The following is a 23,451-nucleotide window of genomic DNA, read 5'->3' as shown; positions in this document are numbered from 1 at the left end:
CACAAATCTCGGGGAGAAAAGCATGTCCGCATGCAACAGCCTGCTGATCGCCGGGTGCGGCGACGTCGGCACCCGTCTCGGCCTGCGCCTGGCCGAAGCCGGTTGGCGGGTGCACGGCCTGCGCCGTACGGTGGCGCAGTTGCCCGCCGCCATCGCGCCGGTGGCCGGCGATCTGCACGCAGACGCCTGCCCGACGGCCTGGCCGCAGGGCGAGCTGGATTACCTGGTGTATTGCGCGGCGGCCAGCCAGCACGACGAGGCCGGCTATCGCGCCGCCTATGTCGACGGCCTGCGCCACCTGCTGGCCTGGCTGGCGCAGCACGGCCAACGCCCGCGGCGCATCCTGTTCGCCTCCAGCAGCGGGGTGTACGGGCAGCAGCAGGGCGAGTGGGTCGACGAGGATTCGCCGGCCGAGGCGCAGAGCTATTCGGCGCGGATCATGCGCGAGGCCGAGCAACTGGCACTGGGCAGCGGCCTGCCGGCCAGCGTGGTGCGCCTGACCGGCCTCTACGGCCCTGGCCGCGAGTGGCTGCTGAGCCAGGTGCGCGGCGGTTATCGGGTCAGCGAGACGCCGCCGCTGTACGGCAACCGCATCCATGTCGATGACGCAGCGGGGCTGTTCGCCACGCTGCTGCAGGCGGACGCCGCGGGTGCGCCCTTGGCCGACTGCTACCTGGGCGTCGACGACGAGCCGGCGCCGCTGCACGAGGTGGTGGCCTGGCTGCGCGGGCAACTGGGCGTCAGCCACTGGAGCGACGAGCAGCGCGTGCGCCGCGCCGGCAGCAAGCGCTGCAGCAACGCCCGCGCCCGCGCGCTGGGCTGGGCGCCGCAGTACCCGAGCTACCGCGAGGGCTATGCGGCGATTCTGGCGGGGCGCTAGATGGACGCCAATCGCCTGCTGGCCAAGCCCTGGCTGCCGGGTGTGGAGCTGTTCCATGCCGACTTCTCCGGGCAGGCGTTCGGCCGTCACAGTCACGATGCCTTCGCCGTCGGTGCCATCCTGGCGGGCGTCGGCGGCTACCAGTGTCGTGGTCAGCGCCACGCCTTGCCGGCCGGCACCCTGTCGCTGATGAATCCCGAGGAGCCGCACACCGGCCATGCCGAATCGCCGCGGCTGGTCTACCGCATGCTCTATATCGAGGAGGCGCGGCTGCCGGCGCTGCTCGGGCGCAAGCGCCTGCCCGATGGCTTTCGCAGCCTCAATCCGACCGACGACGGTCAGGTCGCCGCGGGTCTGGCGCGTCTGGCGCAGGAGTTCGAGCGCGGCGACGCGCTGGCGCTGGAGAGCGAGCTGCTGGCCGTGCTGGAACTGGTGTTCGTCCGCCATGGCGGCCTGCGCGCGGCGCGCCCGGCGCCGCGCGACGGCGGGGTGACGGCCTTCGTGCGCGACTACCTGGAGGCGCACTATGCCGAGGCGGTCAGCCTGGAGCAGTTGGCCGGGCTGGTGCAGCGCCATCCGCGCCACCTGATCGAAGCCTTTCGCCGCGCCTATGGCGTGCCGCCGCACACCTACCTGCTGCAGCGCCGCGTGCGCGAAGCCAAGCGCCTGCTGCTGGGCGAGCAGGCGCCGCTGGCGGTGGCGCTGAGCCTGGGCTTCTACGATCAGGCGCATTTTGCCGGGACCTTCAAGCGTTTTACCGGCGTCACCCCCGGCCAGTTCCGGCGCGGCGCGGTGACCTGAGTTTTCTCCAAGACTCCGGCGCAGAGCCCTCGGGAAACTGATCGCCCTGTTCGCCGGAGGTCGCTTTCGATGTCTGCCTTGTTCGTGCTGGTGGCCAGCACCCATTTCGCCGCCCTGCTGTCGCCGGGGCCGGACTTCTTGCTGCTGATTCGCACCGCCCTCGGCGACGGCCGGCGTCAGGCCGATGGCTGCGCCGCCGGTATCGCCCTGGCCAATCTGCTGAGCATGCTGCTGGTGTCGCTCGCCCTGGGCCTGTTGCCGGGGCAGGGCGGTGGCTTCTGGCGCGTGCTGCAGGCGCTGGGCGGCGCCTACTTCGCCTGGCTCGGCGTGCAGGCCTTGCTGTCGCGGCGTGAGCTGAACCTGCCATCGGGACAGCAGGCGGCGGCCGGCAGTTGGTGGCGCGGGCTGCGCCAAGGGCTGTTGGCCAGCAGCCTCAATCCCAAGCTGCCGCTGTTCTATGCCGGGTTGTTCGGCGTGCTGCGCGAGGCGGCCATGCCGGTCTGGGGGCTGGTCCTGGCCATGGCCTGGATGACCCTGGTGGTCTGGCTGTGGGATCTGGCGCTGGTGCGCCTGCTCGTCCGGCGACGCTGGCGGGGCTGGCTGCAGCGCCGGGTGCGCTGGCTGGACCGCGGCTGCGGGGCGCTGCTGCTGGCACTGGGGTGCTGGCTGCTGCTGGGCGCTTTGCGCTGAAGGGGGTGGCTGGTGCGGATGCAATCCGGCAATTGCCTGCCGCCACAGTCCTGGGTTGCATTCGGGCTAGGTGGCAGCCAGTTTGGCGGGATCGGCGCGACGCCGCTCAGCGCCGCCTGAGCAGCCAGCGCTGCGGGCCGGGCTGGTACTCGGGCATCTCGTCGAACTGGGCGCGGTTGTGCGCCTCGAAGATGCGCAGCTGGTCGCCCTCGTGAACGAACAGCCAGGGGCTGCCCTGGTCGCCCGCCTGCAGCCACAGGCTGTCGTGCTCGCCGCTCATGGCCGCGCAGTCGCCGGCCAGGCACAGGGCGAAGCGTTCGGCGCCGGGCAGGCCCTGGACCTGGCCGTCGGCGGCGAAACGCACCAGGCCGCCCTGGCCCAGGCCCTCGGCGATCAGCCAGTCGCCGCCGAGGTAGTCGCGGTACAGCGCCTGCTCGAAGCTGCTGCCCAGCGGCGCGCCATTGCTCTGGCCGGCACTGCGGGCGAAGCGCTGCTCCGGCCAGTAGCCGCTGGCCACCTGGGTCAGCTGGCCGCCCTGCAGGCTCAGCTGCTCCTGGTAGTCGCCGTAGAAGGTCACCTGCCAGCGCCCGTCGCCGGCCGCCTGCAGGCGCCCTTCGGCCAGTTCGAAACCGTTGCTGTAGCTGGCCTGCTGGCGCTCGGGGTCGATCTGCCATTCCAGGTTCGGCCCGTAGGCCAGCAGCGCCTCGCGCAGGCGGCCGCTTTCGCGCGCGGCGTCGATGGCCGCCTGGTTGATCCAGGTGCCGCTCGGGTCGTTGCTCGGGGTGCCGGCGCAGCCGACCAGCAGGGCGCTGCACAGCAGCAGGGAAAGCAGGCGCATGGCGGTCTCCATGCCAGGCGGGAAGAGAGGGCGGGGCAGCGGGCCCCGCCGCAGGACTTACTCGAGAACCAGAATAGCGTCCATTTCCACCTGCGCGCCGCGCGGCAGGGCGGCCACGCCGATGGCGGCGCGGGCCGGGTAGGGCTGCTCGAAGTAGCGGCCCATGACTTCGTTGACCTTGGCGAAGTGGGAGAGGTCGGTGAGGAAGATGTTCAGCTTGACGATGTCCTTGAACGAGCCGCCGGCGGCTTCGGCCACCGCCTTGAGGTTCTCGAACACCTGCACGGTCTGCGCCTCGAAGCCTTCGACCAGCTCCATGCTGACCGGGTCCAGCGGGATCTGTCCGGACATGTAGAGGGTGTTGCCGGCCTTGATCGCCTGGGAGTAGGTGCCGATGGCGGCCGGGGCCTTGTCGCTGGTGATGACGGTCTTGCTCATGAATCGCTCCTTGGAAAAGGCAGCTTCAAGCCATGGGCCTCGAGCTGCAAGTAAAGGCGGCTGTCAGGCTACAGGCTGCAAATGGCAGGCTCAAGAAACTGGCTGGTGCTTGTCGCTTGCAGCTTGAAATTTGTCGCTGGCGCTAGGCGCGCACTCGGGTGATACGCATCACGCCCTTGATCGCGCGCAGCTTCTTGATCACGCGGGCCAGGTGCACGCGGTCATGCACGCTGACCACCAGTTGCACCACGCTGATGCGGCCGTCGCGTTCGTCCATGCTGATCTTCTCGATGTTGCCGTCGGCGGCGTTGACGCTGCTGGCCAACAGGGCGATCAGGCCGCGCTGGTGCTCCAGCTCGACGCGCAGTTCGACGTTGAACTCGCCGGTGACATCCTTGGCCCAGTTGAGCTGGATGCATTTCTCCGGGTTGTGGCGGATATCGACGATGTTGCGGCAGCTTTCCATGTGCACCACCATGCCCTTGCCGGCCGACAGGTGGCCGACGATGGGGTCGCCTGGGATAGGTGTGCAGCACTTGGCGTAGCTCAGCACCAGGCCCTCGGTGCCGCGAATGGCCAGCGGCCCCTCGCTGCTCGGCAGGGTCTCGTCGCCACTTTCGGCCAGCAGGCGGCGGGCCACCACGTAGGCCATGCGGTTGCCCAGGCCGATGTCTTCGAGCAGGTCCTCGATGACGTCCTGGCGGTATTCGCCGAGCACGGCCTGCACCCGCTCGGGGGCGATCTTCTCCAGGTGCGTGTCGAAGCTGGCCAGCACCTTGTTCAGCAGGCGCTCGCCGAGGCTGATGGATTCCGAGCGGCGCTGCTGCTTGAGGGCGTGGCGGATATGGGTGCGTGCCTTGCCGGTGACCACGAAGTTGAGCCAGGCCGGGTTGGGTCGCGCGCCCGGTGCGGTGACGATTTCCACCGTCGAGCCGCTCTCCAGCGCCTGCGACAGCGGCGCCAGGCGGCGGTTGATGCGGCAGGCGATGCAGGTGTTGCCGACGTCGGTGTGCACCGCGTAGGCGAAGTCGACCGCGGTGGAGCCCTTCGGCAGCTCCATGATGCGGCCCTTGGGCGTGAACACGTAGACCTCGTCCGGGAACAGGTCGATCTTCACGCTCTCGATAAATTCCAGCGAGTTGCCGGCGCGCTGCTGCAGCTCCAGCACGCCCTTGACCCACTGCCGCGCCCGGGCGTGGTTGCCCTTGGGCGTTTCGTCCTCGTTGGACTTGTACAGCCAGTGCGCGGCGATGCCGTTGTTGGCCATCTCCTCCATCTCGCGGGTGCGGATCTGGATCTCGATGGGCACGCCGTGCATGCCGAACAGCGTGGTGTGCAGCGACTGGTAGCCGTTGGCCTTGGGAATCGCGATGTAGTCCTTGAAGCGGCCGGGCAGGGGTTTGTACAGGTTGTGCACGGCGCCGAGCACGCGGTAGCAGGTGTCGACCTTGTCGACGATGATGCGGAAGGCGTAGACGTCCATGATCTCGTTGAACGCCCGGCGCTTGCCGCGCATCTTCTGGTAGATGCTGTAGAGGTGCTTCTCGCGGCCGAGCACCTCGCCCTCCATGCCTTCGCGCTGCAGGCAGGCCTTGATCGACTCCTCGATCTTGTTGACGATTTCCTTGCGGTTGCCCCGAGCGCGGCGCACGGCGGCGCGGATGCGTTCGGAGCGCATCGGGTGCATGGCCTTGAAGCCCAGGTCCTCGAACTCCACGCGCATGGCGTGCATGCCCAGGCGGTTGGCGATGGGCGCGTAGATTTCCAGGGTTTCCTTGGCGATGCGCCGACTCTTCTCGTGCGGCATGGCATCGAGGGTGCGCATGTTGTGCAGGCGGTCGGCGAGCTTGACCAGGATCACGCGGATGTCGCGGGCCATGGCCATGGCCATCTTCTGGAAGTTCTCGGCCTGCGCCTCGGCCTTGGTCTCGAAGTTCATCTGGGTCAGCTTGCTGACCCCGTCGACCAGTTCGGCCACGGTTTCGCCGAACTGCGCGTTGAGCGCCTCCTTGGCGATGCCGGTGTCTTCGATGACGTCGTGCAGCATGGCGGCCATCAGGCTCTGATGGTCCATGTGCATGTCGGCGAGAATGCTGGCCACGGCCAGCGGGTGGGTCACGTAGGCTTCGCCGCTGCGGCGGCGCTGGCCATCATGCGCCTGTTCGGCGTAGAAGTAGGCACGGCGGACCAGGTTGACCTGGTCGTGGCCGAGGTAGGCCGAAAGTCGGTCGGCGAGAGCGTCTATGCCAGCCATGGGAGGTTCCCCCGTTGGCAGCCGTGGCTCTGCGCCGTGCGACTTCGACCCGGCTTCATCGGTTTACAGAGGCTCGTTGGCCTCTTCCTCGAAGGCGGCGAACAGCGGTTCTTCTTCGACGATGTCTTCCTGGGCGACCACTTCGTAGTCCACCAGGCCGGCGGCGATTTCGCGCAGGGCGACGACAGTGGGCTTGTCGTTTTCCCAGGCCACTTTCGGCTCTTTGCCGCCGGTGGCCAGCTGGCGCGAACGCTTGGTCGCGAGCATGACCAGTTCGAAGCGGTTATCAACGTTGTCCAGGCAATCTTCGACGGTAACGCGAGCCATGGTGTTCCTCGTAACTTGTGCGGATAAGCTTGGCCCGAGCGGGCGAGCGGACTGAATAGTCTAAAAAATCACCAGCGACAATGGAAGCGCTGATTTTCTGCGGCGCCACCGTCAGGCGGCGCGCGCCGGGTCAGGCCAGCAACTCGCTGAGCAGACCGGCGTGGCGCTGCTGCTGGGTTTCCTGGCGCAACTGGTTGCTGCGGAAAATCGCCTTGAGGTCGCTCAGGGCGTGGGCGAAATCGTCGTTGATCACCAGGTAGTCGTACTCGACGTAGTGGCTCATCTCGCTGACCGCCTCGCGCATGCGCCGCTCGATGATCTCGCCGCTGTCCTGGCCGCGGTTGGTCAGGCGGTGGCGCAGCGCTTCCTGGGTCGGCGGCAGGATGAAGATGGATTTCGACTGCGGCATCAGCCGGCGCACCTGCTGCGCGCCCTGCCAGTCGATTTCCAGGATCAGGTCGAAGCCCGCGGCCAGGGTCTGCTCGACCCAGCGCTGCGAGGTGCCGTAGAGGTTGTCGAAGACCTGAGCATGCTCGAGGAACTCGCTGCGCTCGAGCATGGCGTTGAACTGGTCGTGGTCGACGAAGTGGTAGTTGACTCCGTCCTGCTCGCCCGGACGCATGGCGCGGGTGGTGTGCGACACCGACACGCGAATCTGCGCCTCGCTGTCGATCAGCGCCTTGACCAGGCTGGTCTTGCCGGCGCCGGAGGGCGCGGAAACGATATAGAGGGTACCGGTGGTGACGGTCATGGATGCTTCCCGGAAAACGTTATGCGAAGCCTAGCAGCGGCTTACTCGATGTTCTGTACCTGTTCGCGCATCTGCTCGATCAGGACTTTCAAATTGACCGCGGCCTGGGTGCTGCGCGTATCGAACGCCTTGGAGCCGAGGGTGTTGGCCTCGCGGTTGAGTTCCTGCATGAGGAAATCCAGGCGCCGGCCGGCGGCGCCGCCGGCCTTGAGCACCCGGCGCACCTCGCTGACATGGGTGCTCAGGCGATCCAGTTCCTCGGCGACGTCGCTCTTCTGCGCCAGCAGCACCAGCTCCTGTTCCAGGCGTTGCGGGTCGAGTTCGGCCTGCAGTTCGGCGAAACGGGTCTCGATCTTGGCGCGCTGAGCGGCGAGCATCTGCGGCACCAGCTCGCGCAGTGCGGCGACCTCGGCGAGGATGGCGTCCAGACGCTCACCCAATAGCTTGGCCAGCTCGGCACCTTCGCGTGCGCGGCCAGCCTTGAGCTCGCCCAGCGCCTGGTCGAACAGCGCCAGGGCGGCGGCATTCAGCGCCTGCGGGTCGGCGGCGTCGGCCACCAGCACGCCGGGCCAGCCCAGCACTTCCAGCGGGTTGAGCGGCGCCGGTTGCTGGATCAGCGCGGCGACCTGCTCGGCGGCGGCGATCAGTTGGCGGGCGCGCTCGCCGTCGACCTGCAGCGGCTTGCCGGCATTGTCCTCGGCGAAGCGCAGGGTGCATTCCACCTTGCCGCGCGACAGGCCCTGGCGCAGGGCTTCGCGCACCGCGCCTTCGAGGTCGCGGAAGGCGTCCGGCAGGCGCAGGTGCGGTTCCAGGTAACGGTGGTTGACCGAGCGCAGCTCCCAGCTCAGGGTGCCGTGCGCGGTTGCCTGCTCGCAGCGGGCGAAGGCCGTCATGCTGTGAACCATGGGGTACCTCTCGGAAAGTCGGCTCGAAAGGCGGGCGATTGTAGCGCAGTGCGTCGGCCCTACCCAATTCGGCATGTCGCCTGTGCCGCCGGGCCCCTATAATGCGGGCAGATTTCACTCAAGAAGTAGGTATTGTCCCGATGAAACGTCCCAGTGGCCGCGCCGCCGATCAGTTGCGCTCGATTCGCATCACCCGCAACTACACCAAGCACGCCGAGGGTTCGGTACTGGTGGAGTTCGGCGACACCAAGGTGATCTGCACGGTCAGCGTCGAGTCCGGCGTGCCGCGTTTCCTCAAGGGCCAGGGCCAGGGCTGGCTGACCGCCGAGTACGGCATGCTGCCGCGCGCCACCGGCGAGCGTAACCAGCGCGAAGCCAGCCGCGGCAAGCAGGGCGGGCGCACCCTGGAGATCCAGCGGCTGATCGGCCGTTCGCTGCGCGCCGCGCTGGACATGAGCAAGCTGGGCGAGAACACCCTGTACGTCGACTGTGACGTGATCCAGGCCGACGGCGGCACCCGCACCGCCTCGATCACCGGCGCCATGGTCGCCCTGATCGACGCGCTGAAGGTGCTGAAGAAGCGCGGCGCACTCAAGGGCGAGCCGCTCAAGCAGATGATCGCCGCGGTGTCGGTGGGCATCTACCAGGGCGAGCCGGTGCTCGATCTGGACTACCTGGAAGACTCCGCCGCCGAGACCGACCTCAACGTGGTGATGACCAATGCCGGCGGCTTCATCGAGGTGCAGGGCACCGCCGAAGGCGCGCCGTTCCAGCCGCACGAGTTCAACGCCATGCTGGCCCTGGCGCAGAAGGGCATGAACGAGCTGTTCGAACTGCAGCAGGCGGCCCTGGCCGACTGACCTTTTCCCCGAGCAAGGAGCACCACCATGAGCGACGACGCGCAAACCCCGATTCCGACGCCCAGCCAGGAAGCCCGTCAATGGGCGATGTTCTGCCACTTCGCCGCCTTTCTCGGCCTGGTGTTCCCCTTCGGCAACCTGCTCGGCCCGCTGATCGTCTGGCAGATCAAGAAGGACCTCGATCCCTTCGTCGACGCCCAGGGCAAGGAGGCGCTGAACTTCCAGATCAGCGTGGCGCTGGCGGCGGTGGTCTGCTTCATCCTGATGGTGGTGGTGATCGGTTTCCCGCTGCTGGTGCTGCTGGGCATCGCGGCGCTGGTGCTGACCATCATCGCCGGGATCAAGGCCAACGAAGGCCAGGCTTACCGCTATCCCTTCGCCTGGCGCCTGCTGAAGTAGCCACGGGCGCGCAATAAAAAAGCCGGCGCGATGCCGGCTTTTTTCTACCTGTCTATCAGACGCTGAGAATCCAGTCGTAGTCGACGATCAGCGGCGCATGCTGGGAGAAGCGCGGCTGGCGCGGCAGGCGCGCGGTGCGCACGCTGCGGCGCATGCCCGGGGTGAGCAGCTGGTAGTCGAAGCGGTAGCCCAGGTTGAGCATTTCCGCCTGCTCGCTGTCCGGCCACCAGCTGAACTGGTCGCCTTCGCGGCTGACTTCGCGCAGGGCGTCGACATAGCCCATGCTGCCGATCACCTCGTCCAGCCAGGCGCGCTCGGGCGCGAGGAAGCCCGGCGACTGCTGACAGTCGCGCCAGTTCTTCACGTCCAGCTTCTGGTGCGCCACGTGCAACGAGCCGCAGTAGATGTACTCGCGACGCTTGCGCCGTTGCTTGTCCAGATAATGGGTGAAGTCGTCCATGAACTTGAACTTCTGGTTCAAGCTCTCGTCGCCGTCCCGCCCCGATGGCAGCAGCAGGGTAGCGATACTTACCTTGTCGAAATCGGCCTGCAGGTAGCGCCCATAACGGTCGGCCATTTCAAAGCCGAGGCCGCTGATCACCGCCTTGGGTTGCAACCGCGAATAGAGTGCCACGCCACCTTGGCTAGGCACTTCACCATCGCATGCATAGAGGAAATAACCATCCAGCTGGAAGGCTTGGTCGTCCATTTCAAAGGCGGAGGCACGGGTATCCTGCAGGCAGATCACGTCGGCATTCTGGGCTTGCAGCCAGCTGAGCAATCCTCGCTCGGCCGCAGCCTGAATACCATTCACGTTCACACTGATGATCCGCATAAATGGCCCCCAAAAACACGTGCGTGTATGATACCCGAGCTCATCTCAATTAGCTAAATCCGTGCCGCCCGGGGCTTTTTCATGCAAGCGTACCAGCGCGATTTCATCCGTTTTGCCATCGAACGCGGGGTGCTGCGCTTCGGTCAGTTCACCCTCAAGTCCGGGCGCACCAGCCCCTATTTCTTCAACGCCGGGCTGTTCGACAGCGGCCTGGCGCTGGCCCAGCTGGGGCGTTTCTACGCCGCGGCCATCGTCGACAGCGGCATCGACTTCGACGTGCTGTTCGGTCCGGCCTACAAGGGCATCCCGCTGGCGGCGACCACCGCGGTGGCGCTGGCCGAGCACCACGGCCGCGACCTGCCCTGGTGCTTCAACCGCAAGGAAGCCAAGGACCACGGCGAGGGCGGCACCCTGGTCGGGGCGCCGCTCAAGGGCCGGGTGCTGATCGTCGACGACGTGATCACCGCCGGCACCGCGATCCGCGAGGTGATGCAGATCATCCAGGGCCAGGGCGCCCAGGCCGCCGGCACGCTGATCGCGCTGAACCGCCAGGAGCGCGGCCAGGGCGAGCTGTCCGCCATTCAGGAAGTCGAGCGCGACTTCGGCATGCCGGTAGTGAGCATCGTGTCACTCGAGCAGGTATTGGAATATCTGGCGGGGGATGCTGAACTGAAGCAGTATCTGCCGGCTGTGCAAGCCTATCGCGCCGAGTACGGAATCTAGTCCAGCACAAGGTATCTGCCTCTTATGCCCAAGCCGCTCCTGACCCGCTGTACGCTGCTGCTCAGCCTGCTACTGCCGTTGTCGGGGGTGGCCGCCGAGCTGTATCGCTACGTCGACGACAAGGGCGTGACGGTGCTCAGCCGCCAGGGTGTGCCGCCGGAGTTCATCGCCAAGGGCTACGAGGTGCTCAACGATCAGGGCCGGGTGCTGCGGGTGATCCCGCCGGCGCCGACCGCCGAGGAGTTCGCCCGCATGCAGGCGGACAAGGCGCGCGCCAGCAGCGATGCGCAGTTGCTGCGGCTGTACACCAACCTGGACGACGTCGACCGGGCCCGCGAGCGCAAGCTCGCCGAGCTGGACGGGGTGACCAGCGTGGCGCGCGGCAACCTGCAGTCGGTGCGTACCCAGCAGGCCAATCTGCAGAGCCAGGCCGCCGACCACGAACGTGCCGGACGGGCGGTGCCGGAGCATCTGCTGGTGCAGATCGGCAACCTCAAGGACGAACAGCAGCGCCTGCTGCGCGATATCGCCCGCTACCAGGAGGCGCGCAAGAAGGCCGAGGCCGATTTTGCCGCCGACCGTGCGCGGCTGGCCGAGCTGTTCGGCGAACAGTAACGGCTCAGCGCTCCGGCGCCGTCCTCTCGAAGCCCAGAATCTTCTCCCGCAGCCAGCCCGGCAGCGGCGCGCTGCTGCGCGTGGCGCCATCGGCATGCACGTAGACGATCTCGCCGCTGGTGAGCAGCTCGCCGTCGCGCCAGATGCCGAGGGCGAAGGTCAGGCTGGAGCGGCCGAGGCGAGCGGCGCGGATGCCGATCTGCAGCTGCTCGTCGAAGCGCGCCGGGGCGTGGTATTCGAGCAGAGTGCGGATGGCGAAGAAATCGCCGCCGTCTTGCGCCAGATCGGCCGGGTAGGCCACGCCGAGGGCGCGGAAATATTCGGTGATGGCGACGTCGGCGTAGGTCAGGTAGTGGCCGTTGAAGACGATGCTCTGCGGATCGACCTCGGCCCAACGCACGCGCAGGGGGTGGAAGAAGCTGAACTGGCTGGGTTCGGGCCGGCTGCTCATGGGCGCTCCGTTACGAGGGTTGCCTGGCGAGCGTCGCTCTTGCGCGGACTTGCGGCAAGTTCGAGTCGCCAGGCGGATGGCCGGTGATAAACCGGCTCGATGGCCGGCGTTAGCCTGTAGGGGCGCGCGCACCGCCGGTTGGGCGGTACGGCCCGGGCACCCTCTCCCGGAGGGAGAGGGGCATCGGCAGGCCGCTAGCGGCCTCTTCTCAATGGCGCTTGCGGTTGGTGATCAGGGTACCGACGCCGCTGTCGGTGAAGATCTCCAGCAGCACCGCGTTGGGTACCCGGCCGTCGACGATGTGCGCGCTGTGCACGCCGCCCTGCACCGCTTCCAGGGCGCAGCGGATCTTCGGCAGCATGCCGCCGTAGATGGTGCCGTCGGCGATCAGCGCATCGACCTGCTCGGTGGTCAGGCCGGTGAGCACTTCGCCCTGCTTGTCCATCAGGCCGGCGATATTGGTCAGCAGCATCAGCTTCTCGGCCTTGAGTGCTTCGGCCACCTTGCCGGCCACCAGGTCGGCGTTGATGTTGTAGGACTCGCCGTCCGGGCCGACGCCAATCGGTGCGATCACCGGGATGAAGTCGCCCTTGACCAGCATGTTGAGCAGGTCGGTGTTGACCCCGGTGACCTCGCCGACGTGGCCGATATCGATGATTTCCGGCTGGGTCATTTCCGGCGTCTGCCGGCTGACCTTGAGCTTCTTGGCGCGGATCAGCCCGGCGTCCTTGCCGGTCAGGCCGATGGCGCTGCCGCCGTGCTGGTTGATCAGGTTGACGATGCTCTTGTTGACCTGGCCGCCGAGCACCATCTCCACCACGTCCATGGTGGCGGTGTCGGTGACGCGCATGCCGTCGATGAAATGACTCTCGATGGACAGGCGCTTGAGCAGATCGCCGATCTGCGGGCCGCCGCCGTGTACCACCACCGGGTTGATGCCGACGGCCTTCATCAGCACGATGTCGCGGGCGAAGCCCTGCTTGAGCTCCTCGCTTTCCATGGCGTTGCCGCCGTACTTGATCACCAGGGTCTTGCCGACGAAGCGGCGGATATAGGGCAGGGCTTCGGACAGTACCTTGGCAACCTGGGCGGCGGCGTCACGCTCGAGGGTCATGGGGGGCTCCTGGAACAAATCGATCAAAAGGGCAGTTGCAGGTCGGGGGCGACCTTGTGCAGTTGGCCGCGGAACACATCCTGGATGCGCTCCAGCTCTTCCTGGGTATCGGCCTCGAAGCGCAGCACCAGCACCGGCGTGGTGTTGGAGGCGCGGATCAGGCCCCAGCCCTTGGGATAGTCGACGCGCACGCCGTCGATGCTGGTGAGGTTGGCTTCGCCCCACTGGCCTTCACGCTGCAGGCGCTCGATCAGCGGGAACTTGCTCTGCTCGGTGACCTGGATGTTGATCTCCGGGGTGGAAATGTCGCTGGGGAAGGCGCTGAACACGTGTTCGGCGTCGCACTTGTCGAGGCTGAGGATTTCCAGCAGGCGCGCGGCGCTGTAGATGCCGTCGTCGAAGCCGTACCAGCGCTCCTTGAAGAAGATGTGCCCGCTCATCTCGCCGGCCAGCAGCGCGCCGGTTTCCTTCATCTTCTTCTTGATCAGCGAGTGGCCGGTCTTCCACATCACCGGGCGACCGCCGTAGCCGCTGATCAGCGGAGTCAGGCGGCGGGTGCATTTGACGTCGAAGATGATGTCGGCGCCGGGGTTGCGCGACACCACGTCCTTGGCGAACAGCATCAGCAGGCGGTCCGGGTAGACGATGGTGCCGGTGTTGGTCACCACGCCGACGCGGTCGCCGTCGCCGTCGAAGGCCAGGCCCAGGTCGGCGTTTTCCGCCTTGACCCGGGCGATCAGGTCGACCAGGTTCTCCGGCTTGCCCGGGTCCGGGTGGTGGTTGGGGAAGGTGCCGTCGACTTCGCAGAACAGCGGGATCACGCTGCAGCCGAGGGCCTCGATCAGTTGCGGGGCGATCACCCCGGCGGCGCCGTTGCCGCAGTCGACCACCACGCGCAGCGGCTTGGCCAGGGCGATGTCGTCGCGGATGGTCTTGAAGTAGCGCTCCAGCACGTCGACCTGCTGCACGCTGCCGACCCCGCTGGCCAGGTCGTTGTTGTCGATGCGCGCCTTGAGCGCCTGGATCTGCTCGTTGGCCAGGGTGTCGCCGGCGATGACGATCTTGAAGCCGTTGTAGTCCGGCGGGTTGTGGCTGCCGGTGAGCATCACCGCGGAGCGGCCTTCGAGCACGTTGGCGGCGAAGTACACCACCGGGGTCGGCACCATGCCGACGTCGGTGACCTGGCAGCCGCAGTCGAGCAGGCCCTGCACCAGTTGCTGCAGCAGCTCGGGGCCGGACAGGCGGCCGTCGCGGCCGACGATGACGTTGGGCTCGCCCTGCGCCAGGCTCTGCGAACCGACGGCGCGGCCGATCCAGTAGGCGTATTCGGCGGTCAGGCTGTCGCCCACCACACCACGGATATCGTAGGCGCGGAAGATGTCGGCGGGTAGGGTCGGGGCGCTTTGGCTAATGGTCATTGCGGGTGTCTGCTCCAGTCCCAGGAGATCCTGGTCTTCGTCGAGAATGTCGATATCGAGGATATCGGTGTCCTGGAACAGCGGGTTGACCAGCTCCGCCGGCTTGCTCGCGGGCTGGGCGGCGGGGGCCGCGGCTGTTCCGTTGCCTGTGGCACTGCCGGCACTGTCGTTGCTGCGGCGCGGCAGGCGCGCCAGGCTCTGGGCCAGGCTGTCCAGGGCCGGCAGGCTCAGGCTGAAGGCTTTGACGGCTTTGCCCGCGGAGAGTTCTTTGAGCATCTGTCCGAGCTGCTGCACGTCGCCGAGCAGACGGCGCTGTTGCGCGCCCTGCAGCAGCATCAGGCCGATCAGCGCACCGCCCAGGGCGAGCAGGGCGGCGAGGCCGAGCAGAGCCGGCGGCAGGCCGCTGGCCAGGGCCGGTCCGGGGGCGAAGCTGAGCGTCCAGTTGGGGTTGCCGGTGGCGAAGCTCTGCGCCGCGCCGCCCTCGCTCTGGCCGCGCTGCAGCAACACCTGGGGCGGGGTGTTGCCGAATTTCTGCACCAGTTGCAGCTGGCCGAGTTCGGCCGGCAGCGGCGGCAGGCTGGCGAGCAGGCGCTGGAGGTCGACGGCCAGCAGCAGGGTGCCCTGCGCCGGCTGGTTGTCGTTCAGGCGCAGCGCCACGGCGCTGTAGGCCAGCCAGCGGTCGCCGACCCGATAGGCCTCCACCGCCGGCTGCTGGCCGCTTTCGGCGCGGCGCAGCATGTCCAGCCCGGCGAAGTTCATCGGCGCGGCGCGGCTGCCGTCCTGCACCGCTTCGGCGCGGCGGTTGAGGTGGGCGTCGACCACACCGTCCCAGTAGCCCAGGCGTCGCTCGGCGTCGCGTTTCTGTTGGCTGTCGCCGCTCTGCAACGCCTGCAGCAGCTCGGGGTTGCGCGCGGCGGCGAGGCTGTCGGCCTGCAGCTGCTTGAGCGCCTGCTGCACGGCGGCGGCCTGGCTGCTGCCGATGGCCTGGGCCAGCTCGGCCTGGCGGGCCTGGCTGTCGCTGCTCTGGGCAAACCACAACAGGGCGCCGCCGGCGCCGATGCCGAGGGCGGCGGCCAGCAGGCCGGGCAGCAACGGGCCGAGCGCTTTGCCGGCCGGCTGTTTCGCCGCCGGGGCGCTGTTCAGGGGGCTGTCGGCTTCCTTGGCGGTGCGCTTGAAGAGTTTCACGCGGGGGGCTCCTCGGCGGGACGTCCTGTGGGGAATTAGGCTCAGTGGCTGCCGGAGTGGCCGAAGCCGCCGGCGCCGCGCTGGCTCTCGTCGAACTCCTCGACCAGCTCGAAGTGCGCCTGCACCACCGGTACCAGCACCAGCTGGGCGATGCGCTCGCCGACGGCGATGCGGAAGGCGCTCTGGCCGCGATTCCAGCACGACACCATCAGCTCGCCCTGGTAGTCCGAGTCGATCAGGCCGACCAGGTTGCCGAGGACGATGCCGTGTTTGTGGCCCAGGCCCGAGCGCGGCAGGATCAGCGCGGCCAGGTTCGGATCGCCGATATAGATCGACAGGCCGGTGGGGATCAGCAGGGTCTGGCCAGGCTCGAGAACGACGTCCTCCTTGAGCATGGCGCGCAGGTCGAGGCCGGCCGAACCGGGTGTGGCGTACTGCGGCAGGGGAAAGTCCTGGCCGAGGCGGGGGTCGAGGATCTTGGCTTGCAAAGCGTGCATGGTCAGTTCTTGTTCAGGCGGTCGGCGATAAGGGTGATCAACTGGCGGGCGATCTTGCCCTTGCTGGTCTGGGCGAAGCTGCTCTGCTGCAGCTCGCGGTCGATCACGGTGATGGCGTTTTCCTCGCTGTTGAAGCCGATGCTGGGGTTGGCCACATCGTTGGCGACTATCAGGTCGAGGTTCTTGTCGCGCAGCTTGCGCGAGGCGTATTCGAGCAGATTCTCGGTCTCGGCGGCGAAGCCGACGCTGAACGGGCGATCGGCGCGGCCGGCGATGGTGGCGAGGATATCCGGGTTGCGCACCATTTGCAGGAGCAGCCCATCACCGCTGGTGGGGTCTTTCTTCAATTTGTGCTGGGCGACCACTTCCGGGCGGTAGTCGGCCACCGCGGCGGCGGCGATCAGCACGTCGCAGGGCATCGCCGCTTCGCAGGCAGCGAGCATGTCGCGGGCGCTGACCACGTCGATGCGGCTGACCCGGTCCGGCGTCGGCAGGTGCACCGGGCCGCTGACCAGGGTCACCCGCGCGCCGGCTTCGGCGGCGGCCTCGGCCAGGGCGAAGCCCATCTTGCCGGAGCTGTGGTTGGTGATGTAGCGCACCGGGTCGATGTTTTCCTGGGTCGGCCCGGCGGTGATCAGGATATGCAGGCCGTCCAGCGCCTGGCGCTGGAAGCAGTCGGCGGCCAGTTGCGCCAGCTGCTCGGCTTCCAGCATGCGGCCGAGGCCGACGTCGCCGCACGCCTGGGCGCCTGCGGCCGGGCCGAACAGGCGCATGCCGCGCTGCTGCAGCAGTTCCAGGTTGGCCTGGGTGGCGGCGTCGCGCCACATCGCCTGGTTCATCGCCGGGGCCAGGGCAATCGGCGCATCGGTGGCCAGCACCAGGGTGGTCAGCAGGTCGTTGGCGATGCCCTGGGCCAGGCGCGCGATCAGGTCGGCGGTGGCCGGGGCGATGAGGATCAGGTCGGCCCAGCGCGCCAGCTCGATATGGCCCATGGCGGCTTCGGCGGCCGGGTCGAGCAGGTCGAGGTGCACCGGATGGCCGGAGAGGGCCTGCAGGGTCAGCGGGGTGATGAACTCGCGCCCGCCCTGGGTCATCACCACGCGCACTTCGGCGCCCTGATCCTTGAGTCGGCGCACCAGTTCGGCGCTCTTGTAGGCGGCGATGCCGCCACCGACGCCGACGATGATGCGTTTGCGATACAGCCGCTGCATAGGCCTGCCTTTTATATACAGGTGGATGTGCGCCGCGGTGCCAACGCCTCCCCAGGCCGGCCCCGCGTAAAAAGATGGGCTACGATAGCACAGCGCCCGCAGCGGAGCAGCGGGCGCCTGGCTCGGACAAGGAGGTGAGATGAGCATTCGCGATTGGCCCGCGGCGGAGCGCCCGCGGGAAAAACTCCTGGCCCAGGGCGCCGCCTCGCTGACCGATGCGGAGCTGCTGGCGATCTTCCTGCGCACCGGGGTGGCGGGCAGGAGCGCGGTGGACCTGGCGCGCCAGCTGCTCGCCGAGTTTGGCAGTCTGCGTGCCCTGCTGCAGGCCGATCTGGCCGATTTCAGCCAGCACCTGGGCCTGGGTCCGGCCAAGTACGCGCAGTTGCAGGCGGTGCTGGAAATGGCCCGCCGCCACCTGGCCGAACGGCTGCGCCGCGACTCCGCGCTGGAAAGCCCGCAGGCGGTGCGCGACTACCTCAAGGCACTGCTGCGCCACGAGCCGCATGAGGTGTTCGGTTGCCTGTTCCTCGACGCCAAGCACCGCGTGTTGGCCTTCGAGGCGTTGTTTCACGGCAGCATCGACAGCGCCAGCGTCTACCCGCGGCAGGTGGTCAAGCGCGCCCTGGCGCACAACGCCGCCGCACTGATCCTGACCCACAACCATCCATCCGGCGTCGCCGAGCCGAGTCAGGCCGACCGCGTGCTGACCCAGCGCCTCAAGGACGCGCTGGCGCTGGTGGACGTGCGGGTGCTCGACCATTTCATCGTCGGCGACGGCGAGCCCTTGTCGATGGCCGAGCTGGGCTGGATATAGCGGGGCGGTGGAGGCAACCGTGCAGGGCGCACCGGTACGCCCTGCCCACGAGTGTGCCCGGCTCAAGGTGCCAGGCTTACCGCGGCGAAATTCTGCCGGCCGAAGGGGCTGACTTTATAGCCCTCGACCTTGGCGCTGAGCAGGGCGAAGGCGGTGGGGTGGGCCAGCGGCAGCCACAGCGCCTGCTCCTGGATGATCTGTTGCGCCTGCCGATACAGGCGGCTGCGTTCGGCCTGGTCGCTGCTGGCCTTGCCGGCGGCGATCAGCTGGTCCAGCGCTTCGTCGCAGTAGCGGGCGAAGTTCAGCCCGGACTGCACCGAGGCGCAGGCGAATTGCGGGGTGAGGAAATTGTCCGGGTCGCCGTTGTCGCCGGCCCAGCCCATAAACAGCAGGTCGTGCTCGCCGGCCTTGGCGCGGCGAATCAGCTCGCCCCATTCGATTACGCGGATCTCGGCAGCGATGCCGACCTTGGCCAGGTCGGCCTGCAGCAGCTGGGCGCCGAGGCTGGGATTGGGGTTGAGCAGGCTGCCGCTCGGCCGGGTCCAGATGGTGGTCTTGAAACCCTCGCCCAGGCCGGCCTCGGCCAGCAGGGCGCGGGCCCGTTCCGGGTCATGGGGGTAACCGGGCAACTCGCCGGCATAGCTCCAGGTATTAGGCGGGTAGGGCCCGCTGGCCGGCTCGGCGCTGCCCTCGAACACCGCCTTGACGTAGCTGGCCTTGTCGAACGCCAGGTTGATCGCCTGGCGCACCTGCGGCTTGTCCAGCGGCGGGTGCTGGCTGTTGATGCCGACGAAGGCGGTCATAAAGGCCGCAGTCTGCGCGCTTTTGAGCTTGGCGTCGGCGGCAATCGCCTGCACGTCCTGCGGCTTGGGCGACAGGGCGATCTGGCATTCGCCGCGGCGCAGTTTCTGCAGGCGCACGTTGCTGTCCGGGGTGATGGCGAACAACAGGCGGTCGACGGCCGGCTTGCCGGCGAAGTACTCGGGGTTGGCGCGGTAGCGCACCACGGCATCCTTCTGGAAGCGCTCGAAGACGAAGGGGCCGCTGCCCACCGGCGCGCTGTTGAGTTTTTCCGGGGTGCCGGCTGCGAGCAGCTGGGCGGCGTACTCGGCCGGGTAGATCGAGGCGAAGCCCATGCTCAGAGTGGCGAGGAAGGTGGCGTCGCGGCGGTTCAGGCGGATGCGCACGCTGTGCGCATCCGGCGCCTCGATGCCGGCGATCAGGCTCGGCCACTGCATCGACTGGGCGTGCGGGTAGCCGCTGGCGGCGCTCTGGTGCCAGGGATGGGCGGGGTCGAGCATGCGCTGGAAGCTAAATAGCACATCCTCTGCGTTGAGGTTGCGACTGGGCGTAAAGTCGGCGGTCTGGTGGAAGCGCACGTCGTCGCGCAACTGGAAGTCGTAGACCAGGCCGTCGTCCGAGATCGACCAGCTGCGCGCCAGGCTCGGCAGCAGTTGGCCCTGTTCGGCGTCGAACTCCACCAGGCGGTTCATCAGCACGTCGGCCGAGGCGTTGGTGGTGGTCAGCGAGTTGTACTGCACCACGTCGAAACCTTCCGGGCTGGCCTCGGTGCACACGCTGAGAGTGGCGGCCTGGGCCAGTAGCGGGGCGCAGAGCAGGGCGGCGAGAGCCAGGCGCATGGCGAACTCCTTCTTCACGGAACGCCGGGTTGGCCGGCAACGACCTAACCCTAGTCGATTTGCCGGGAGCTGAATACCGCTTCGGGCGACGAATGGTCGAGCCTGGGTGAACCCCGGCAGGCTCCGGGGCGGCTGGGTGGTGGGGTGCGGGGGACTGTTTTTATCCTGCGCTTTCCCTTGTTGCGCCAGGGGCTTTCTGGTATAAAGCAGCGCTCTTTTCTAGGGGCCCGGTTCTTGCGCTTTGCAGTGCGCCCGGTAAGACCCTCGAGAAACGCGGCGCCGAGCGCCAATGACATTGAGTTTAAGCGGCCAACCCATGCCGGGTTGGGCATGTGGTTTTAGAGGGCTGAGGCATGTCGAGAGTCTGTCAAGTTACCGGTAAGGGTCCGGTAACCGGGAACAACATTTCCCACGCAAACAACAAAACCCGTCGTCGTTTCCTGCCGAACCTGCAGCACCATCGCTTCTGGGTCGAGTCCGAGAATCGCTTCGTGCGTCTGCGCGTATCTGCCAAGGGCATGCGTGTCATCGACAAGCGTGGCATCGACGTAGTGCTGGCCGAGCTGCGCGCTCGCGGCGAAAAGGTTTAAGGAGAGAGTCATGCGTGAATTGATCCGTTTGGTGTCCAGCGCCGGTACCGGCCACTTCTACACCACCGACAAGAACAAGCGCACCACCCCCGACAAGATCGAAATCAAGAAATTCGATCCGGTCGTGCGTAAGCACGTGATGTACAAGGAAGCCAAGATCAAGTAATTGATCGGCGACCTGTCGAAGAAGCCCGCCGCATGGCGGGCTTTTTTGTGCCTGCGATTTTTCCGCCGCCTAGCGTGCGGTCGCCCCAGGCGCTGTTTGCGCCTCTTTCCGTGTGCCTTGCCGATACCGCTTAGACGGCTTCGTCGGCAGCGCGAGCTCTATCAGGCGTCCTGAGTGCCGCGCAGGCGGACATCGTCGGCCAGCTGGCGCAGCGGTCGCGGGCGGTCGACGAAGTAGCCCTGGGCGTAGTCGATGCCGAGCCGGCGCAGGCAGTCGAGGCTGGCCTGGGTCTCGACGAACTCGGCGACGGTGAGCAGGCCAAGCTGGGCGGCGATCTGCCGCATCGAGCCGACCATGGCCTGGTTGATCGGGTCGGATTCGATGCCGCGGATAAAGCTGCCGTCGATCTTGAGGATGTCCAGCGGCAGGTGGCGCAGGTAGGCGTAGGAGGCGAAGCCGCTGCCGAAGTCGTCCAGCGCCACCTTCAGGCCCTGGCCGCGCAGCTGTTCGATCCACTGTGCAGAGACGCCCAGCTCGCCGAGGGCGACCATTTCGGTGACCTCGATGCACAGCTTGCCGGGCGGCAGGCGGTGGCGCGTCAGTTCGTCCTGCAGCAGGCGGTGGAAGTCGCGATCGAGCAGCGAGCTGGCGCTGAGGTTGACGTTGACCTGGGCCAGCTGCGCCAGATGCCGCGGGTTGGCGGCGAGCCAGGCGCACAGGTGCTGGATCACCCAGCGGTCGATGGCGCCGAGGAAACCGTAGCGCGCCGCGGCGTCGAGGAACTGCGCGGGGCTGATCCAGTCGCCGCTGTGCGGGTCGCGGTAGCGCAGCAGCACCTCGTAGTGCAGGCCGGCGGCGGCGTTCTGCAGCGCCTGCACCGGCTGGAAGAACAGCTCGAAGTGACCGCGCTCGGTGGCCTCGCGCAGGCGGGTGATCCATTGCAGCTGGCGCTGGTGTTCGAGCAGCGCGCCGTCGGCCGGGTTGAACTGCTGCACGCGGTTGCGCCCCTGGTGCTTGGCCAACTGGCTGGCGCTGTTGGCCCAGTTCAGCGCGGTTTCCCAGTCGCGCACGCCGGAGCCGAGGGCGAGCAGGCCGATGCTGGCGTGCAGGCGGAAGGGGCGGCCCTGCCAGGTGAAGACGAACTGCTCGACCGCCCGGCGCAGCGCCTCGGCCTGGCTCAGCGCGGCGGCGTCGTCGACCTCGCGCAGCAGCACGGCGAACTCGTCGCCGCCGATGCGCGCCAGTTCGGCGTGGCGCGGCAGCTGGTGGCCGAGCTGGGCGGCCAGCTGGCGCAGCAACTGGTCGCCGGCGGAGTGACCGCAGAGGTCGTTGACCTGCTTGAAGCGATCCAGGCCCAGGTGCAGCAGGTGGCTGAAGCGGCGCCGGGCGGTGCCGCTCAGGGTCTCGGCGAGCAGCCGTTCCAGCTCGCGGCGGTTGTGCAGGCCGGTCAGGGTGTCGTGCGCGGCCAGGTGCTGCAGGCGTTCCTCGAGGGCGCGGCGCTCGCTGAGGTCGACCACTATGCCCTCGATGCCGTCCTGGTTTGGCCGCCGGTGCAGCGACAGGTAGACCCAGCGTTCGCGCTGCTGCAGGTCGTGCAGCGGGCATTCGCAGCTGACGGCGCCGGCCTGGGCGTCGAGTTGCTCCAGCAGCTCGCGCCAGCGCTGCTCGCCGAGCAGGCGTTGCAGGGTCAGGCCCTGCAGGCTGGCGCCATCCACCGCGCCGCCGAGCAGGCGCGCCAGGCTCGGGTTGGCCTCCAGCAGGCTGCCGTCGCGGCGGCAACGGAAGATGCCCTCGCCGCTGTGGCGGAACAGCGCCTGGTACTGCTCGAGGTTGTCGATGGCCTGCGCCTGGCTGCTCAGCAGCACGCGGCGCACGCGCTCCAGCTGCTTGTCGAGCAGGGCGCCGAACAGCAGCATGCTCAGCGCCGGCAGGTAGGCGTAGAGGTAGTAGAAGCCGGCCGGCAGCGGGATCAGCCCGGCGCGGCTCAGCGGCACCAGCAGCATCAGCAGCAGCGCCATGCTCCAGCACAGCAGGTAGCCGGGCGCGTAGGGGCGACGCAGGCGTACGCCGAGGCTCATCAGCAGCAGCTGGTAGAGGCCGCTGAGCAGGATCAGCAGGTTCAGCGTCTGGTAGGTGCGCGGGTGTTCGAGCAGCAGGCCGCCCAGGCTGACCAGCAGGGTGGCGGCGAACAGCGCGTCGCGCAGCCAGCGCAGGCGGCCCAGTTCCAGGCGCAGGGCGCTGGCGATAAACAGCGAGCTGAAGAGCAGCATGCCGGCGGTGGACAGGTTGACCAGCCAGGGCTGCAGGCCCGGCCAGTGCCCGCCGAGCAGACCGACCAGGCCGTGCAGGCTGGCGTTGTACAGCGCCACGCACAGCGCGGTGAGGCTGAAGTAGGCCAGCTGGGGCTCGCGCAGGGTGCTGTACTTGATCAGGTAGAACAGTGCCAGGGCGAGCAGCGCGCCCACCAGCAGGCCGCTCTGCAACCAGCTGTGGGCGATCAGTTGCTGGCCCTGGGCGGCGCCGACCAGCTGCAGCGGCAGGTTGATCGCCGAATCGCTCTGTACCCGCAGCAGCAGGCTGTGCGGGCCCTGGCCGAGGCGCGGCAGGCTGAGGAGAAACTGTGGGTAGGGTTCGCCGCGTTCCGCGAAGGGGCGCCGGGCGCCGCTGTACAGCGGGCCGAGCGGCTGCGTGCCGGCGAACAGCCAGACCTCCAGGTCGTCGAGGAAGGTCTGCCCGACTATCAGCTGCAGGCGTTCGGCGGCCGGCGCCTGCAGCTGCACGGCGAGCCACCAGGCGCTGCGTGAATAGCCGATGCGTGCGCTGCCCTGCACCGGCTGGCCTTCGCTGGCGATACGCTGCAGCACCTCGGCGGCGCTCAGCTGGCCGCTCGGGTCTTCCAGCAGCAGGCTGCGTTCGACGGCCACCGGCCGCGCCAGGTCGGCGGCGTTCAGCTGCAGCAGCGGCAGCTCGCCAGCGGCCCGGGCCGCGAGGGTGCAGCTCAGGCACAGCAGAAACATCAGTGAGCGAAGCGGGTGAACCATCCAGGGCG

At 67.9% G+C, this 23,451-nt stretch carries 24 protein-coding genes; 10 read left to right on the top strand and 14 right to left on the bottom strand.

Annotated features, from left to right (window positions below):
- Positions 1-22: 22 nt before the first annotated feature.
- The 3 genes from AC1G9C_RS24065 (at position 23) to AC1G9C_RS24055 (ending at position 2,371) form a co-directional block, all read left to right on the top strand.
- Positions 23-880 (top strand): NAD-dependent epimerase/dehydratase family protein, encoded by an 858-nt coding sequence (locus AC1G9C_RS24065; protein WP_480409016.1) that lies wholly within the window; start codon positions 23-25, stop codon positions 878-880.
- Positions 881-1,681, top strand: coding sequence for an AraC family transcriptional regulator (locus AC1G9C_RS24060; protein WP_480409015.1), 801 nt, complete (start codon positions 881-883; stop codon positions 1,679-1,681). It begins immediately after the preceding gene.
- A 69-nt stretch (positions 1,682-1,750) separates the two neighbouring features.
- Positions 1,751-2,371, top strand: a complete 621-nt coding sequence (locus AC1G9C_RS24055; RefSeq protein WP_480409014.1) for a LysE family translocator — start codon at positions 1,751-1,753, stop codon at positions 2,369-2,371.
- Positions 2,372-2,477: 106 nt separating this feature from the next.
- Here the strand turns inward: AC1G9C_RS24055 and AC1G9C_RS24050 are convergent, their stop codons facing one another.
- The 6 genes from AC1G9C_RS24050 to AC1G9C_RS24025 all read right to left on the bottom strand — a co-directional run bounded on the left by AC1G9C_RS24050 (position 2,478) and on the right by AC1G9C_RS24025 (position 7,884).
- Positions 2,478-3,209 (bottom strand): hypothetical protein, encoded by a 732-nt coding sequence (locus tag AC1G9C_RS24050; RefSeq protein WP_480409013.1) that lies wholly within the window; start codon positions 3,207-3,209, stop codon positions 2,478-2,480.
- A gap of 57 nt (positions 3,210-3,266) precedes the next feature.
- Positions 3,267-3,647: a RidA family protein gene (locus AC1G9C_RS24045; protein ID WP_021446454.1), complete on the bottom strand. Its 381-nt coding sequence runs from the start codon at positions 3,645-3,647 to the stop codon at positions 3,267-3,269.
- A 142-nt stretch (positions 3,648-3,789) separates the two neighbouring features.
- Positions 3,790-5,901: a bifunctional GTP diphosphokinase/guanosine-3',5'-bis pyrophosphate 3'-pyrophosphohydrolase gene (spoT, locus tag AC1G9C_RS24040; protein ID WP_021446453.1), complete on the bottom strand. Its 2,112-nt coding sequence runs from the start codon at positions 5,899-5,901 to the stop codon at positions 3,790-3,792.
- Positions 5,902-5,964: 63 nt separating this feature from the next.
- Positions 5,965-6,228, bottom strand: a complete 264-nt coding sequence (rpoZ, locus tag AC1G9C_RS24035) for a DNA-directed RNA polymerase subunit omega (RefSeq protein WP_003242550.1) — start codon at positions 6,226-6,228, stop codon at positions 5,965-5,967.
- Positions 6,229-6,358: 130 nt separating this feature from the next.
- Positions 6,359-6,979, bottom strand: coding sequence for a guanylate kinase (gene gmk / locus AC1G9C_RS24030; protein WP_480409012.1), 621 nt, complete (start codon positions 6,977-6,979; stop codon positions 6,359-6,361).
- A gap of 41 nt (positions 6,980-7,020) precedes the next feature.
- Positions 7,021-7,884, bottom strand: a complete 864-nt coding sequence (locus tag AC1G9C_RS24025; RefSeq protein WP_480409011.1) for a YicC/YloC family endoribonuclease — start codon at positions 7,882-7,884, stop codon at positions 7,021-7,023.
- Between the two features lie 140 nt (positions 7,885-8,024).
- On the opposite strand from AC1G9C_RS24025, the gene rph reads away from it, so the two are divergent.
- A complete protein-coding gene (gene rph, locus AC1G9C_RS24020; RefSeq protein WP_397498675.1) occupies positions 8,025-8,744 on the top strand; it encodes a ribonuclease PH in 720 nt (239 codons plus the stop codon).
- A 27-nt stretch (positions 8,745-8,771) separates the two neighbouring features.
- The gene (locus AC1G9C_RS24015; RefSeq protein ID WP_021446449.1) at positions 8,772-9,143 is read left to right on the top strand and encodes a DUF4870 domain-containing protein; all 372 of its coding nucleotides are present in this window, start codon (positions 8,772-8,774) and stop codon (positions 9,141-9,143) included.
- Positions 9,144-9,198: 55 nt separating this feature from the next.
- Here AC1G9C_RS24015 and AC1G9C_RS24010 read toward each other — a convergent pair whose 3' ends face one another.
- Positions 9,199-9,978, bottom strand: coding sequence for an exodeoxyribonuclease III (locus tag AC1G9C_RS24010; RefSeq protein WP_031304344.1), 780 nt, complete (start codon positions 9,976-9,978; stop codon positions 9,199-9,201).
- Positions 9,979-10,059: 81 nt separating this feature from the next.
- Between AC1G9C_RS24010 and pyrE the strand changes: the two genes are divergently transcribed.
- On the top strand, positions 10,060-10,701 hold the full coding sequence (pyrE, locus tag AC1G9C_RS24005) for an orotate phosphoribosyltransferase (RefSeq protein ID WP_122110048.1): 642 nt from the start codon (positions 10,060-10,062) through the stop codon (positions 10,699-10,701).
- A 24-nt stretch (positions 10,702-10,725) separates the two neighbouring features.
- The gene (locus tag AC1G9C_RS24000; protein WP_480409010.1) at positions 10,726-11,316 is read left to right on the top strand and encodes a DUF4124 domain-containing protein; all 591 of its coding nucleotides are present in this window, start codon (positions 10,726-10,728) and stop codon (positions 11,314-11,316) included.
- A 4-nt stretch (positions 11,317-11,320) separates the two neighbouring features.
- Here AC1G9C_RS24000 and AC1G9C_RS23995 read toward each other — a convergent pair whose 3' ends face one another.
- The 5 genes from AC1G9C_RS23995 to coaBC all read right to left on the bottom strand — a co-directional run bounded on the left by AC1G9C_RS23995 (position 11,321) and on the right by coaBC (position 17,192).
- The gene (locus tag AC1G9C_RS23995; protein WP_480409009.1) at positions 11,321-11,767 is read right to left on the bottom strand and encodes an acyl-CoA thioesterase; all 447 of its coding nucleotides are present in this window, start codon (positions 11,765-11,767) and stop codon (positions 11,321-11,323) included.
- Positions 11,768-11,975: 208 nt separating this feature from the next.
- The gene (gene argB / locus AC1G9C_RS23990) at positions 11,976-12,881 is read right to left on the bottom strand and encodes an acetylglutamate kinase (RefSeq protein WP_021446444.1); all 906 of its coding nucleotides are present in this window, start codon (positions 12,879-12,881) and stop codon (positions 11,976-11,978) included.
- A gap of 23 nt (positions 12,882-12,904) precedes the next feature.
- The gene (algC, locus tag AC1G9C_RS23985) at positions 12,905-14,299 is read right to left on the bottom strand and encodes a phosphomannomutase/phosphoglucomutase (RefSeq protein WP_480410439.1); all 1,395 of its coding nucleotides are present in this window, start codon (positions 14,297-14,299) and stop codon (positions 12,905-12,907) included.
- Between the two features lie 1,226 nt (positions 14,300-15,525).
- On the bottom strand, positions 15,526-15,981 hold the full coding sequence (dut, locus tag AC1G9C_RS23980; protein ID WP_122110045.1) for a dUTP diphosphatase: 456 nt from the start codon (positions 15,979-15,981) through the stop codon (positions 15,526-15,528).
- 2 nt (positions 15,982-15,983) lie between these two features.
- Entirely contained in the window at positions 15,984-17,192 is a 1,209-nt protein-coding gene (gene coaBC, locus AC1G9C_RS23975; RefSeq protein WP_122110044.1) for a bifunctional phosphopantothenoylcysteine decarboxylase/phosphopantothenate--cysteine ligase CoaBC, read from the bottom strand.
- Positions 17,193-17,331: 139 nt separating this feature from the next.
- On the opposite strand from coaBC, the gene radC reads away from it, so the two are divergent.
- A complete protein-coding gene (gene radC / locus AC1G9C_RS23970) occupies positions 17,332-18,006 on the top strand; it encodes a RadC family protein (RefSeq protein WP_457788556.1) in 675 nt (224 codons plus the stop codon).
- A 62-nt stretch (positions 18,007-18,068) separates the two neighbouring features.
- Here radC and AC1G9C_RS23965 read toward each other — a convergent pair whose 3' ends face one another.
- Positions 18,069-19,646 carry an ABC transporter substrate-binding protein gene (locus AC1G9C_RS23965; protein ID WP_480409008.1) on the bottom strand — a complete coding sequence of 526 codons (1,578 nt, stop codon included), beginning with the start codon at positions 19,644-19,646 and terminating at the stop codon, positions 18,069-18,071.
- A gap of 353 nt (positions 19,647-19,999) precedes the next feature.
- On the opposite strand from AC1G9C_RS23965, the gene rpmB reads away from it, so the two are divergent.
- Positions 20,000-20,236: a 50S ribosomal protein L28 gene (rpmB, locus tag AC1G9C_RS23960; RefSeq protein ID WP_021444015.1), complete on the top strand. Its 237-nt coding sequence runs from the start codon at positions 20,000-20,002 to the stop codon at positions 20,234-20,236.
- A gap of 10 nt (positions 20,237-20,246) precedes the next feature.
- Positions 20,247-20,402, top strand: coding sequence for a 50S ribosomal protein L33 (gene rpmG / locus AC1G9C_RS23955; RefSeq protein WP_003464575.1), 156 nt, complete (start codon positions 20,247-20,249; stop codon positions 20,400-20,402).
- A 161-nt stretch (positions 20,403-20,563) separates the two neighbouring features.
- On the opposite strand, the gene AC1G9C_RS23950 is transcribed toward rpmG, so the two are convergent.
- Positions 20,564-23,443, bottom strand: coding sequence for an EAL domain-containing protein (locus tag AC1G9C_RS23950; RefSeq protein ID WP_480409007.1), 2,880 nt, complete (start codon positions 23,441-23,443; stop codon positions 20,564-20,566).
- Between the last annotated feature and the right edge of the window lie 8 nt (positions 23,444-23,451).

This window comes from Pseudomonas sp. ABa2, assembly GCF_056676075.1.
This window is presented reverse-complemented; position numbering and strand designations above follow the sequence as displayed.

Excerpts from the sequence above, each read along its gene's own strand:
- rph (WP_397498675.1), top strand. The coding sequence starts at position 8,025 with ATGAAACGTCCCAGTGGCCGCGCCGCCGATCAGTTGCGCTCGATTCGC.
- AC1G9C_RS24010 (WP_031304344.1), bottom strand. The coding sequence starts at position 9,978 with ATGCGGATCATCAGTGTGAACGTGAATGGTATTCAGGCTGCGGCCGAG.
- radC (WP_457788556.1), top strand. The coding sequence starts at position 17,332 with ATGAGCATTCGCGATTGGCCCGCGGCGGAGCGCCCGCGGGAAAAACTC.
- AC1G9C_RS24045 (WP_021446454.1), bottom strand. The coding sequence starts at position 3,647 with ATGAGCAAGACCGTCATCACCAGCGACAAGGCCCCGGCCGCCATCGGC.
- pyrE (WP_122110048.1), top strand. The coding sequence starts at position 10,060 with ATGCAAGCGTACCAGCGCGATTTCATCCGTTTTGCCATCGAACGCGGG.
- AC1G9C_RS24000 (WP_480409010.1), top strand. The coding sequence starts at position 10,726 with ATGCCCAAGCCGCTCCTGACCCGCTGTACGCTGCTGCTCAGCCTGCTA.
- rpoZ (WP_003242550.1), bottom strand. The coding sequence starts at position 6,228 with ATGGCTCGCGTTACCGTCGAAGATTGCCTGGACAACGTTGATAACCGC.
- AC1G9C_RS24055 (WP_480409014.1), top strand. The coding sequence starts at position 1,751 with ATGTCTGCCTTGTTCGTGCTGGTGGCCAGCACCCATTTCGCCGCCCTG.
- AC1G9C_RS23965 (WP_480409008.1), bottom strand. The coding sequence starts at position 19,646 with ATGCGCCTGGCTCTCGCCGCCCTGCTCTGCGCCCCGCTACTGGCCCAG.
- gmk (WP_480409012.1), bottom strand. The coding sequence starts at position 6,979 with ATGACCGTCACCACCGGTACCCTCTATATCGTTTCCGCGCCCTCCGGC.
- spoT (WP_021446453.1), bottom strand. The coding sequence starts at position 5,901 with ATGGCTGGCATAGACGCTCTCGCCGACCGACTTTCGGCCTACCTCGGC.
- argB (WP_021446444.1), bottom strand. The coding sequence starts at position 12,881 with ATGACCCTCGAGCGTGACGCCGCCGCCCAGGTTGCCAAGGTACTGTCC.
- dut (WP_122110045.1), bottom strand. The coding sequence starts at position 15,981 with ATGCACGCTTTGCAAGCCAAGATCCTCGACCCCCGCCTCGGCCAGGAC.
- coaBC (WP_122110044.1), bottom strand. The coding sequence starts at position 17,192 with ATGCAGCGGCTGTATCGCAAACGCATCATCGTCGGCGTCGGTGGCGGC.
- AC1G9C_RS24060 (WP_480409015.1), top strand. The coding sequence starts at position 881 with ATGGACGCCAATCGCCTGCTGGCCAAGCCCTGGCTGCCGGGTGTGGAG.
- algC (WP_480410439.1), bottom strand. The coding sequence starts at position 14,299 with ATGACCATTAGCCAAAGCGCCCCGACCCTACCCGCCGACATCTTCCGC.
- AC1G9C_RS24050 (WP_480409013.1), bottom strand. The coding sequence starts at position 3,209 with ATGCGCCTGCTTTCCCTGCTGCTGTGCAGCGCCCTGCTGGTCGGCTGC.
- AC1G9C_RS24015 (WP_021446449.1), top strand. The coding sequence starts at position 8,772 with ATGAGCGACGACGCGCAAACCCCGATTCCGACGCCCAGCCAGGAAGCC.
- rpmG (WP_003464575.1), top strand. The coding sequence starts at position 20,247 with ATGCGTGAATTGATCCGTTTGGTGTCCAGCGCCGGTACCGGCCACTTC.
- AC1G9C_RS24025 (WP_480409011.1), bottom strand. The coding sequence starts at position 7,884 with ATGGTTCACAGCATGACGGCCTTCGCCCGCTGCGAGCAGGCAACCGCG.
- rpmB (WP_021444015.1), top strand. The coding sequence starts at position 20,000 with ATGTCGAGAGTCTGTCAAGTTACCGGTAAGGGTCCGGTAACCGGGAAC.
- AC1G9C_RS23995 (WP_480409009.1), bottom strand. The coding sequence starts at position 11,767 with ATGAGCAGCCGGCCCGAACCCAGCCAGTTCAGCTTCTTCCACCCCCTG.
- AC1G9C_RS23950 (WP_480409007.1), bottom strand. The coding sequence starts at position 23,443 with ATGGTTCACCCGCTTCGCTCACTGATGTTTCTGCTGTGCCTGAGCTGC.
- AC1G9C_RS24065 (WP_480409016.1), top strand. The coding sequence starts at position 23 with ATGTCCGCATGCAACAGCCTGCTGATCGCCGGGTGCGGCGACGTCGGC.